We start from the raw sequence: 12890 nt of genomic DNA, 5'->3' as shown, positions 1-12890 counted from the left end.
TAAAATTATAAGATGGGCGTTGATATACGTCAAGGATACATGATGATAATATATGTGATGCCGGAGCAGGTCGGAGCCAAAAGCCAATGGTCAAAAGCCAATGACATTGATATAGTCAGAATATACTTTATATATACATCAAACTTACATTTTATTTACAAAAATGAATGGCAATGATATAATGCTATCGATAAAAATAATTAAAAATCAACTACTGGAGGAATTATGAGTTTAACGGATGTGGGTAATCTGTTTGAGTTCGCAGGCGGCATAGGAATGTTCCTTTACGGAATGAATCTTATGGCTGATGGAATGCAGAAGACGGCAGGCGGCAAGATGCAGAAGCTTCTTGGACTGCTTACCAGTAACAGATTCATTGCGATTCTTGTTGGTGCGCTTGTTACTGCAATAATACAAAGCAGTGGTGCAACTACGGTTATGGTGGTTGGTTTTGTTAATGCCGGTATTCTTACACTTACGCAGGCTGCCGGTGTTATCATGGGAGCTAATATTGGTACTACAATAACTGCATGGATAGTATCAATGGGGCAGCTTGGAAGTGCGGCAAAAGCATTTTCACCGTCATTTTACGCACCGTTTCTGGTCGGTATAGGTGCGTTCCTTATTCTGTTTGCCAAGAAGGACAAGCAGAAGCTTGCCGGAGAGATAGTGGTAGGTATAGGTCTTTTATTTATGGGACTTGATTTTATGTCAGGTTCAATATCACCTTATACTGAACTGCCGATTTTTTCAAAGGCATTTGAAGTGTTTGGATCTAATCCGCTTCTTGGTGTTATGGTTGGTGTTATTGTTACAGCGATTCTTCAGAGTTCATCTGCATCTGTCGGTATTTTGCAGACACTTGCACTCAATGGAGTTGTTACTACTAATGCAGCAATATTTATTACACTCGGACAGAATATCGGTTCATGTGTGACGGCACTTATTTCCTGTGTGGGAGCTAACAGGACGGCAAAGAGGGCAGCATGTATCCATCTGCTGTTCAATGTCGCAGGTGCAATACTTTTTGGTACGCTTGCATTTGTATTATTTGCAATAAGACCTGATATTGCGGCACACAATATTACAAGTGTTGAAATATCACTTTTCCATACATTCTTTAACATTACATGTACACTTATTATGTCTATGTTTGTGAATGTACTTGTTAAGCTTTCTGCTGTAATTGTTCCCGGAGAGGATGAGGCAGCAACAGATGTACAGACAGACAGTGATTATCCGCAGACCCACCTTGATGACAGAATTCTTGAGTCACCATCGTTTGCAGTCGAGACGTCACTTAAGGAAGTCCTCCAGATGGGAAGAATATCATATCAGAATATATGTGATTCCATGCAGGCTGTTATCAATAATGATACCGAACTTGCACAAAAGGTATTCAGAACCGAAAAAAGAGTAGATTATCTCGAAGAGACACTTACGGCATTCCTTGCTAAAGTTAATAATCTGGCACTTAATGAGTCCCAGCATCTTCTTGTTAATGACCTGTTTCATGCAATAATTGATGTGGAGAGAATATCAGACCATGCAGAGAATCTTGCAGAGATTGCAATGTACAAAACAGAGCATAAGATTGCGTTCTCTGAAGAAGGCACAAAAGAACTTGTTGAGATATGCAGCATGGTTCAGGATTCATTTGGAACTGCACTTCAGGCAAGAGCAACAGGAAGTGCGGAATATGTACGTAAGGTGCGTCAGCTTGAGGATGATGTTGATAATTTTGAGGAAGAATTGAGAGACAAGCACATACAAAGACTTTCCAATGGACAGTGTATCCCACAGAATGGTGTTGTGTTCCTCGACATACTTTCTAATGTAGAACGCGTGTCGGATCATGCCAATAACATTGTAAAATGTGTTATGGATGAGATATAGGGATACTGTATACAAAATATAGCGTTACTATAAGATAAATATACAAAAAAACGACAAAACATACAATAAAACAAGCATATTTATCAAAAATTGCAAAAAAGAAAAAATTGTCTTGAATTTTTTGATTTTATTATGTAAAATATGTAATGCTATAGTTAATAGGGTAATAATTTTTTTAAATATTCTAGGAGGAATTACAATGGCAGTAAAAGTAGCAATCAATGGTTTTGGCCGTATCGGCAGACTTGCATTCAGACAGATGTTTGGTGCAGAAGGATATGAAGTAGTTGCAATCAACGATCTTACAAGCCCTAAGATGCTTGCACACCTTCTTAAGTATGATTCTTCACAGGGTAAGTATGCATTAGCTGATACAGTTAAGGCAGGCGAAGATTCAATCACAGTTGATGGTAAGGAGATTAAGATTTACGCTAAGGCTAACGCTGAGGAACTTCCTTGGGGAGAAATCGGTGTTGATGTTGTTCTTGAGTGTACAGGTTTCTATACATCTAAGGAGAAGGCTTCAGCTCATATTAAGGCAGGTGCCAGAAAGGTTGTTATTTCAGCTCCAGCAGGAAATGACCTTCCTACAATCGTTTACAACGTAAACCACAATACATTAAAGCCAGAGGATACAGTTATTTCAGCAGCTTCATGTACAACTAACTGTCTTGCTCCTATGGCAGCAGCTCTTAATGGTTATGCACCAATCCAGTCAGGTATTATGTGCACAATCCATGCTTACACAGGTGATCAGATGACACTTGATGGTCCTCAGAGAAAGGGCGACCTTAGAAGAAGCCGTGCAGCTGCAGTTAACATTGTTCCTAACTCAACAGGTGCAGCTAAGGCTATCGGTCTTGTTATTCCAGAGCTTAACGGTAAGCTTATCGGTTCAGCTCAGAGAGTTCCTGTTCCAACAGGCTCAACAACAATCCTTACAGCAGTAGTTAAGAAGGCTAATGTAACTAAGGAAGAGATTAATGCTGCAATGAAGGCTGCTCAGACAGAGTCATTCGGCTACAACGAAGATGAGATAGTATCTTCAGATATCGTTGGTATGAGATATGGTTCACTCTTTGATGCAACTCAGACAATGGTTTCACACATCGCTGATGACTTATATGAAGTTCAGGTTGTTTCATGGTATGATAATGAGAATTCATATACAAGCCAGATGGTTAGAACAATTAAGTACTTCTCAGAATTAGCATAATAGTTAAGAAGAAAACTTAATTAATGAGTCCGGTATGGGTAACTTTGCCGGGCTCATTTTTAAAATAACAATATAGTAATTTAATAATGGAGGATTAATATGCTTAATAAGAAATCTGTTGATGATATCAACGTAAAGGATAAGAGAGTTCTTGTAAGATGCGATTTTAATGTACCGCTTATTGATGGTAAGATTACAGATGAGAACCGCCTTGTTGCAGCACTCCCTACAATTAAAAAGCTTATCAATGATGGCGGCAAGGTTATCCTTTGCTCACATCTTGGCAAGCCAAAGGGACCGGATAAGGCATTTTCACTTGCACCTGTAGCAAAGAGACTTACAGAGCTTCTCGGACAGGAAGTTAAGTTTGCGGCTGATGATACAGTTGTTGGTGACAATGCAAGAGCTGCTGTTGCGGCAATGAATGACGGTGATGTTATTCTTCTTGAGAATACACGTTTCAGACCGGAAGAGACTAAGAACGGTGATGAGTTCAGCAAGGATCTTGCATCAATCTGTGATGTATTCGTTAATGACGCGTTTGGTACAGCCCACAGAGCACATTGCTCTAATGTTGGTGTGACAAAGTTTGTTGATACAGCGGTAGTTGGATATCTTATGGAGAAGGAGATTGACTTCCTTGGTAATGCGGTAGACAATCCGGTACGTCCTTTTGTAGCAATTCTTGGAGGCTCTAAGGTTTCTTCTAAGATTTCAGTTATAAACAATCTTCTTGATAAGGTTGATACACTTATTATCGGCGGTGGTATGTCATATACATTCCAGAAGGCTCTTGGCGGTAATGTAGGCCAGTCTCTGGTAGAGGATGAGTATCTTGATTATGCAAAAGAGATGATTGAGAAGGCTGAGGCTAAGAATGTTAAGATTCTTATTCCTGTTGATACAGTTGTAACAAAAGAATTTAAGAACGATACGCCTTTCCATGTTGTTGAAGCAGGTCAGCAGGAAGATGATGATATGGGTATGGATATCGGACCTAAGACATGCGCACTTTATCAGGAAGCACTTAAGGATGCCAAGACAGTAGTATGGAACGGACCTATGGGTGTATTTGAGTTTGATAACTTTGCAAAGGGTACAATTGCAGTAGCACAGGCACTTGCTGAGCTTAAGGATGCAACAACAATCATTGGCGGTGGTGATTCAGCATCTGCAGTTAACAATCTTGGATTTGGTGATAAGATGACTCATATCTCAACAGGTGGCGGCGCATCGCTTGAATTCCTTGAAGGTAAGGAACTCCCTGGTGTTGCAGCAGCTAATGACAGATAATTAAGTTTGAGAATTTTTTAACCTTTAAGGCAGATAATGCCTTAAAGGTTATTTTTTTGCCAAGGTGAGTGTCAATTCTGATATTTTTTTTGAAATGAAGCACAATTTAGGTGGTAAAATCTGAACATTAGTAGTATAATAAATACATCAAAAAGATATATGCCTAAAGGGGTAGGAGTGTTGTATGGCATAGATCATACATTGGCATACAGTTGGAGGACGTAGTTATGAGGCGGAAAGTTATTGCTGGTAATTGGAAGATGAATAAGACTCCGAGAGAGGTCAGATCAATTCTTACCGATATGAAAGATAAGATTTGTACTGAAGGCGTAGATGTTCTGTTCTGTGTTCCTGCCATTTCACTTGTTGCGGCGGTTGAGTCGGTGAAGGGAACTGACATTGCAATTGGAGCTGAGAATATGTTCTATGAGGAGCAAGGAGCATATACGGGAGAGATTTCAGCATCAATGCTTGTAGATGCCGGCGTGAAGTATGTTATACTTGGACATTCAGAGCGGAGACAGATATTTGGTGAGGACAATACAGTCATCAACATGAAGGTTAAAAAAGCTATCGAGCATAAGATTATACCTATTATATGCTGTGGAGAAACGCTTGAACAGAGAGAACATGGTGTGACACTTGAATTTGTGGAAGAGCAGATACGTTCGGCATATTATAATGTGAGCAGGGAAGAAGCCCATGATACAATTATTGCATATGAGCCTATATGGGCTATAGGAACAGGTAAGGTTGCAACAAGTGCGCAGGCTCAGGAAGTATGTGCTGATATAAGGGGATGCATAGAACGTATATATGACAGGGAAACTGCTGATGCAATAAGGATTCTGTATGGTGGAAGTGTTAATGCGTCCAATGCTGAAGAATTGTTCGCAATGCCGGATATAGACGGAGGTCTTGTCGGAGGAGCAAGCCTTAAGCCTGAATTTGCTGATATTGTTGAATTTGGAAGAAAGAGTATATAATAACTTCAAGAATTTTGAATACATATAAGGCAGAGAGTCCTGCGGCGGCTGCGTGTGCAGATGTCGCGGGACTTTTTTGTGATTGCATAAGAAATACAAATGTGATAATATACTAGATTGAAGAACATTTGAAATAACAAGATAGAAGATAATGGTGTAGAATCAGAGATTTTACACCCCGGATTTGTGATTGCGCACAAGTTCGGAATGCCCCGGGAGGGGCGGGAATGGAGGATTAAGATGAGCAAAAGACCTACAGTACTGATGATACTTGATGGATATGGACTTAGTGACAGAAAAGAGGGCAATGGTATTGCTAATGCCAATACACCTGTAATGGACAGCCTTATGAAGGAATATCCATTTGTTAAGGGACTTGCCAGCGGAATGGCAGTCGGACTTCCTGAGGGGCAGATGGGCAACTCAGAAGTCGGACATCTCAATATGGGTGCCGGAAGAATTGTATATCAGGAGCTCACAAGAATAACCAAGGAGATTGAGGATGGAGATTTCTTTAAGAACGAAGCACTCCTTGGTGCTATAGAGAATTGTAAGAAGAATAATTCAGATCTTCACCTCTTCGGACTTCTTTCAGATGGCGGAGTACACAGCCACCTTACACATGTGCTTGCACTTCTTGAGCTTGCTAAGAGAGAAGGACTTAAGAATGTATATCTGCACGGATTTATGGATGGACGTGATACTCCTACAGAGGGTGGTCTTGGATATGTGAAGACTGTACAGGCTAAGATGGACGAGCTTGGTGTCGGTGCAATTGCAACACTTGCCGGTCGTTACTATGCAATGGACAGAGATAACAGATGGGACAGAGTAGAGGCTGCTTATAATGCACTTACAAAGGGCGAAGGTGCTGAGGCATCAGATGCAGTTGCTGCAATGGAAGCATCATATGCAGATGGTAAGACAGATGAGTTCGTTGTTCCTACTGTAATTAAGAAGGATGGCAGACCTGTTGCGGTAATTAAGGATAATGATTCTGTTATCTGTTATAATTTCAGGCCTGACCGTGCAAGAGAGATAACAAGATGCTTCTGTGATGATGAATTCACGGGATTCAACCGTGGACCACGTAAGAATGTAACATATGTATGTTTCACAGAGTATGATGTTACAATTCCTAATAAGAGCGTTGCATTCAATAAGGTTGCAATTAATAATACATTTGGTGAATTCCTTGCAGCACATAACATGACACAGTGCAGAATTGCTGAGACAGAGAAGTATGCGCATGTTACATTCTTCTTTAACGGTGGTGTTGAAGAGCCTAACAAGGGTGAGGACAGAATACTCATTAAGTCACCTAAGGTTGCCACTTATGATCTTCAGCCTGAGATGAGTGCACCTGAAGTCTGCGATAAGCTTGTAGGAGCGATAGAATCAGGAAAGTATGATGTTATCATAACTAACTTTGCAAACCCTGACATGGTTGGACATACAGGTATAATGGATGCAGTAATTAAGGCAATTGAGACAGTTGACGGATGCGTTGGACGTGTTGTTGATGCAATCAGGAAGGTTGACGGACAGATGTTTATCTGCGCTGACCATGGTAATGCCGAGAAGCTTATTGACTATGAGACAGGTGAGCCTTTTACAGCGCATACAACGAATCCTGTTCCGTTTATTCTTGTTAACTATGATGAGAATTACACTCTCAGGGAGGGAGGAAGACTTGCAGATATAGTTCCTACACTTATTGAGATGATGGGAATGGAGAAGCCTGCTGATATGACAGGAGAGAGTCTTCTTGTGAGAAAGTAATCAAATGATAATTATGAGGAGGAGCAGATGACATCAAAGAACAATACTGAGGTGATTCTTGGCGGCAAGGTATATACACTGAGCGGATACGAGAGTGAGGAATACCTTCAGAAGGTAGCTGCTTACATCAATAGCAAATTGAATGAGATGATGGCTGAAGATGGTTATCGAAGACTGTCATCTGAAATAAGGGCCAATATGATGTATCTTAACATAGCTGATGACTATTTCAAGGCTAAGAAGACTGCTGATGCTCTTGAGAATGATGTTGCAGCAAAAGATAAACAGATATCGGACTACAAATATGATTTGATTGCAGCTGATGTTAAGTATAACGCTTCGGTCAAGGAGATTGAGGAACTTAAAGCTGAGATTGGAAAACTTCAAAAGAACGTGGTAAGACTTGAGACGGAACTTGAAGCTTCCAAAAAATAAATTTAAGCATCCGTGTTATATGGCACGGATGCTTTTTAGCATATGACAGAATATATTATTGGATGAATGGAAATGCGGATATGAAGAATGTGGAATTACTTGCACCGGCAGGCACATATGAAGCGTTCAGGGCGGCCATTAATGCCGGCGCTGATGCGGTGTATCTTGGCGGAAGTGCATTTGGTGCACGTGCATATGCCGGTAACTTTGATAAGGAGCAGCTCCTTGAGGCACTTGATTTTGCCCATATAAGAGACCGCAAGGTATATCTTACGGTTAATACACTTCTTAAAGAAAATGAAATGGGTGAGCCGTTGTATGACTACCTGCTTCCTTTCTATGAGGCGGGGCTTGACGCGGTGATTGTCCAGGACTGGGGGGTATTCGATCTTATACAGAAAGCATTTCCGGGACTTGATATACATGCAAGTACGCAGATGGCTGTGACAGGCTGTGCGAGCGCCGGACTGCTGAAGAGAATGGGAGCAACAAGAGTTGTACCCGCAAGAGAGCTTACACTGGATGATATAAAAAAGATTGACCAAAATGTTGATATAGAGATAGAAAGCTTTGTACATGGAGCATTGTGCTACAGCTATTCGGGACAGTGCCTTATGAGCAGCATGCTTGGTGACAGAAGCGGTAACCGTGGAAGATGCGCCCAGCCGTGCAGGATGAAATATGATAATGAATATGTACTCAGCCTCAAGGACATGTGTACTCTTGAACTTATTCCGCAGCTTGTACAGGCGGGGGTTGATTCTTTTAAGATAGAGGGAAGAATGAAGAGCAGCGAATATGTTGCGGGCGTTGTATCTGTCTACAGAAGATATCTTGATAAGTACCTTGAGTATGGAAAGAATGCAGTAAAGCCACATGAACGGGATCTGATAAGCTTATCTGATCTGTACAACAGAGGAGGATTCTCAAAAGGATATTATCCCGGCAAGAAAGGCCGTGACATGGTATCACTGACAAAGCCCAATCATCAGGGAACATGTGCTATGGAAGTGATATCATCCAAGCCGGGAAGTGCTGTGTGCAAAGCGCTTGTTCTGCTTAATAAAGGAGATGTATTCGACTTAGAGAAGGAATTTGATTATACGCTTGCAGGAGCGGTTAAGCCGGGTGGCACGGTAACGCTGAGCCTTCCTAAAAAATATGTGATGCAAAAGGGCAGAAAGCTTTACAGAGTCCGCAATAATTCGCTTATTAATGATATTCTTGACAGATATACGAAGGCAGACTGCAAGACGGCAATACAGGGCGCGATTACGCTTCAGCCGGATAAAGAAGCATCGCTTGTACTGTGGAAGGATGATACATGTATAGCGGTACAGGGAGAGACGGTCATGCGTGCAATGAACAGACCGCTTACGGCTGAGGGCGTGCAGATGCAGATAAGCAGGATGAATGATACACCATATATACTTGAGAATCTTGAGATTAATATGGATAATGACGTATTCCTGCCCAACGGAAAGCTCAATGAGCTAAGACGCAAGGCTGTTACGGAGCTAACTAATGCACTTACGGCGCGTTACAAGAGAAGCACTGATAATTGTTCGGCGCAAGCGGCACTTGAATGGCAGCACCAATCAGAGCACAAAGGGTTCACTGGCAACAAGGTTAATGTAATGATTGACAGTGTGTCTTCGGATTGCATGGATATGATTCGTTTTGTATCGTCAATGGACGGCATCGACGGAATATATATAGAAGCAGAAGCATTTGAAGATTCAAAAGAACTTGCCGCGATGGTTGATATAATACACAAGGATGGACATAATGCATATATATCACTGCCATATGTTGTAAGAGGCAGAACGTCAGAATATATTGAAAAACTGGCGGAAGATGCAGATATGATAAATGCTGATGCATGGCTTGTACGCAATCTTGAATCGGCTGCAATCATTACAAGGCTCAGACCGGATGACAGAATTATCACTGACGCAGGTCTGTATACGATGAACTCAAGGGCAAGGATGAGATTCGACATTGAATTTCCACAGATTATAACAGATACGGCACCTTATGAGCTTACCGTAAATGAACTTTTACAGCTTGGAATAGGTAATTCTGAATTGATGGTTTATGGCAGAGTGCCTGTTATGATATCGGAAAACTGCGTAAGAAAGACACGGAATATGTGTGACGGAATGTGCGGGGTAACGAAGATTACAGATGACAGGAAGAGATGTTTTGATGTTGCGTCAAGATGCAGAAACTGTTATGCTGTAACATATATGTCAGATGCTGTATCTGTCCTTGATATGCCGGAGCAGATAAGGCGGATGGCCCCGGGGTCCTGGCGCCTGACATTTACATCAGAAGATAAAGATTGTATAAGCCACATAATCAGAGATGCAATTCTGATATCAGAGGGGAAGAACATGTCCGGAGAATGCTATACGCATACAACACACGGACATTTTGACAGGCAGATTTTATAGAATGCCGGTAGGTGAAGGAAGATTTTATGAATTCTATTATTACAGAGATGGCAAGATATCTCTTTGCCATGCTTATGATTTTTTATGTATATGCAACAGTACGGGGAGCTACGACAAAAAAGGATACTACACGTAACGCGGCCGGAATAGTACAGAATATGATGATGTTTTCGTTTCATTTTCTTGGATATCTGATTCTGTATATGAAGGACGGAGATGTTAATTACGCGATACTTTATGCGGCACAGCTTGTATTTTTTATAGTATTTCTGCTGATGTTTACAATGCTTTATCCTAACGCGTCAAGACTGCTGCTTAATAATATGTGCATGCTTATAGCTGTGGGATTTGTAATTCTTGCGAGACTTTCGTTTGAGAAATGTCTGAGACAGTTCATATTCGTGGCAGCGGGAGGACTTTTATCATTCTTTATCCCGTGGATGATTAAGAAGGTCAGGAGCTTCAGGAATCTGTCGTTTCTCTATTTTATAGTGGGAATAGCACTTCTGGCAGCAGTACTTATAAGTGATGAAGTATTTGGTGCCAAGCTTGCGATTACGGTAGGCAGTGTATCAATCCAGCCTACGGAATTTGTGAAAATCATATATGTAATGTTTGTTGCTGCAATGTTCAATGCTTCTGATTCGTTCAAAAGGATTGTGGTAACATCGCTTGCGGCAGCGCTTCACGTTGTCATCCTTGTAGCGTCGAAGGACCTTGGTGCGGCACTTATATTCTTCGTTGTTTATGTATTTATGCTCTATGATGCCACAAGAAAATGGTACTATATCCTGGTAGGCATGCTTGCAGGTGCGGGAGCTTCGGTTATAGCATATAAGCTGTTTGCGCATATCCGTGTGCGTGTCCTGATATGGCTTGACCCATGGACGTATATAGAAGACCGCGGATATCAGATAGCACAGTCACTGTTCTCTATAGGAACCGGCTCCTGGTTTGGTACGGGACTTAATCAGGGAAGCCCGAATATGATACCTGTGCCTGAGAAAGATTTTATATTCTCGGCAATATGTGAGGAGTTTGGTATCGTATTTGCAATCGGGTTAATTCTTTTATGTCTTACCAACCTGATGCTCATGCTTAACATCGCATCAATGTGCAGGACACAGTTCTACAGACTTACGGCTGTCGGAATCGGAGTTACATACGCATTCCAGGTGTTCCTTACTATTGGTGGAGGAATTAAGCTTATACCGCTTACAGGTGTTACACTTCCATTCGTAAGTTACGGCGGCAGTTCAATGCTGGCATCGATTATAATGGTCGCTATAGTCAACGGAATGTATGTGATGCGTGAGAGCGATGTTGTCGTCCGGAAGGCAGATGCAAAAAACGGCGGCAAGGTGCGCAGGAAAAGACGCAGAGTTGATATATCGACCGACCGTTCAAGCGATGCGGCAACAGTTGTCATTCTGTCGGTATTTGCTGCTATATTTGCCCTGCTGATAGGATATCTTGTATATTTTAATGTAAAGACTGCACCTCAGATTCTTAATAATTCATATAATACGCGTAATAATGCCAGGGAAGAGAAGGTCTCAAGAGGAAGCATAATGGCAAGTAACGGTTCAATCCTTGCGTATACGGAAGTGGATGAGACCGGAAGTGAATCGAGAGTATACCCTTACGGAAGAGTGTTCAGCCATGTTGTCGGCATGTCAACGAGAGGCAAGTCGGGTATTGAAGGCATGGGGAATGCAGATCTTCTCGATTCGGGAAGCAATATTGTAAACAAAGCATACAGCGAGATATCCGGTAAGAAGCTTGTAGGCAATAATGTTGTAACGACACTTGATGTGCAGCTTCAGAAAGCAGCGTACCTTGCAATGGAGAATAACAAGGGTGCAATCGTTGTTATGGAACCGTCGACCGGCAGGATACTTGCAATGGTTTCCAAGCCGGATTACAATCCGAATGATGCGATTGACCAGTGGGAGACATGGCTTTCTTACAGCAGTAATGATTCGGTGCTTTTTAACCGTGCAACACAGGGACTGTATCCGCCGGGCTCAACCTTCAAAATGCTTACGGCATTACAGTATGTAAGGGAGAATCCTGATTATGAGAGTTACAGATACAGCTGTAAGGGAAGTACGGATGTGATGGGTTCTGTAATACACTGCTATAATTCGACTGCACATGGATATGAGACGCTTTCAACAGCATTTGCCAATTCATGTAATTCAGCATTCTCCAATATGGGGCTGGATGTTGACGGAGATGCATTTAATTCGCTCTGCAATGATTTCCTGTTTAATCAGGACATTCCGCTTTCAATAGAGACGAGCAGGAGCAGCTTTACAATGAAAGGTAATTCTTCTGTCGGTGAGAAGATGCAGACGGCAATCGGACAGGGTAAGACACAGGTTACACCGCTTAACAATGCAATTATTACATCAACAATTGCTAATGACGGTGTTATGATGAAGCCATATCTTATTGAAAAGGTTGTATCCCAGGACAATAAAGTCATAAAGGAATACGAACCGGAGCAGTATTCAACACCGATAACTGAGCCGGAGGCCCAGGCTGTTAAGGGGTTCATGCGCGAGGTGTGTACAAAAGGAACAGGAAGAAGCTTCCGCAATACTTCGTATGAGGTTGCAGGTAAGACGGGAACGGCACAGTATGATGACGTGTCAGAAGACAGCCATTCATGGTTCGTCGGATTTGCACCGTATGATTCGCCTGAGATTGTTATCAGTGTAGTACTTGAAGGCGGATATTCGGGATATGACAGCGCACAGGAAGTTGCAAAAAAAGTATTTGATACTTATTTCACAAAATAAGTTTTTTGCCTTGATTGAA

8 protein-coding genes are annotated in these 12890 nt (G+C 41.8%); all 8 read left to right on the top strand.

Features of this window, described 5'->3' with window-relative positions; all coding sequences use genetic code 11:
- Positions 1–225: 225 nt before the first annotated feature.
- The 8 genes from NQ488_08185 to NQ488_08150 all read left to right on the top strand — a co-directional run bounded on the left by NQ488_08185 (position 226) and on the right by NQ488_08150 (position 12871).
- Complete coding sequence (locus NQ488_08185) at positions 226–1896, top strand: Na/Pi cotransporter family protein (protein ID UWN94567.1); 1671 nt, start codon at positions 226–228, stop codon at positions 1894–1896.
- Positions 1897–2095: 199 nt separating this feature from the next.
- Positions 2096–3112: a type I glyceraldehyde-3-phosphate dehydrogenase gene (gene gap / locus NQ488_08180; GenBank protein ID UWN94566.1), complete on the top strand. Its 1017-nt coding sequence runs from the start codon at positions 2096–2098 to the stop codon at positions 3110–3112.
- Positions 3113–3211: 99 nt separating this feature from the next.
- Positions 3212–4405, top strand: a complete 1194-nt coding sequence (locus tag NQ488_08175; GenBank protein ID UWN94565.1) for a phosphoglycerate kinase — start codon at positions 3212–3214, stop codon at positions 4403–4405.
- Positions 4406–4632: 227 nt separating this feature from the next.
- Complete coding sequence (tpiA, locus tag NQ488_08170; protein ID UWN94564.1) at positions 4633–5391, top strand: triose-phosphate isomerase; 759 nt, start codon at positions 4633–4635, stop codon at positions 5389–5391.
- 240 nt (positions 5392–5631) lie between these two features.
- The gene (gene gpmI / locus NQ488_08165; GenBank protein ID UWN94563.1) at positions 5632–7173 is read left to right on the top strand and encodes a 2,3-bisphosphoglycerate-independent phosphoglycerate mutase; all 1542 of its coding nucleotides are present in this window, start codon (positions 5632–5634) and stop codon (positions 7171–7173) included.
- Between the two features lie 27 nt (positions 7174–7200).
- The gene (locus tag NQ488_08160) at positions 7201–7608 is read left to right on the top strand and encodes a cell division protein ZapA (protein ID UWN94562.1); all 408 of its coding nucleotides are present in this window, start codon (positions 7201–7203) and stop codon (positions 7606–7608) included.
- Positions 7609–7688: 80 nt separating this feature from the next.
- Entirely contained in the window at positions 7689–10064 is a 2376-nt protein-coding gene (locus NQ488_08155) for a U32 family peptidase (GenBank protein ID UWN94561.1), read from the top strand.
- 26 nt (positions 10065–10090) lie between these two features.
- Complete coding sequence (locus NQ488_08150; GenBank protein UWN94560.1) at positions 10091–12871, top strand: penicillin-binding transpeptidase domain-containing protein; 2781 nt, start codon at positions 10091–10093, stop codon at positions 12869–12871.
- The last annotated feature ends 19 nt before the right edge of the window (positions 12872–12890 follow it).

It is taken from the genome of [Bacteroides] pectinophilus (genome assembly GCA_025146925.1).
In the GTDB taxonomy this organism is placed as follows: domain Bacteria; phylum Bacillota; class Clostridia; order Lachnospirales; family Lachnospiraceae; genus Bacteroides_F; species Bacteroides_F pectinophilus.
Note: the sequence above shows the minus strand (reverse complement) of the source record. Positions and strands in the feature narration are given on the sequence as shown.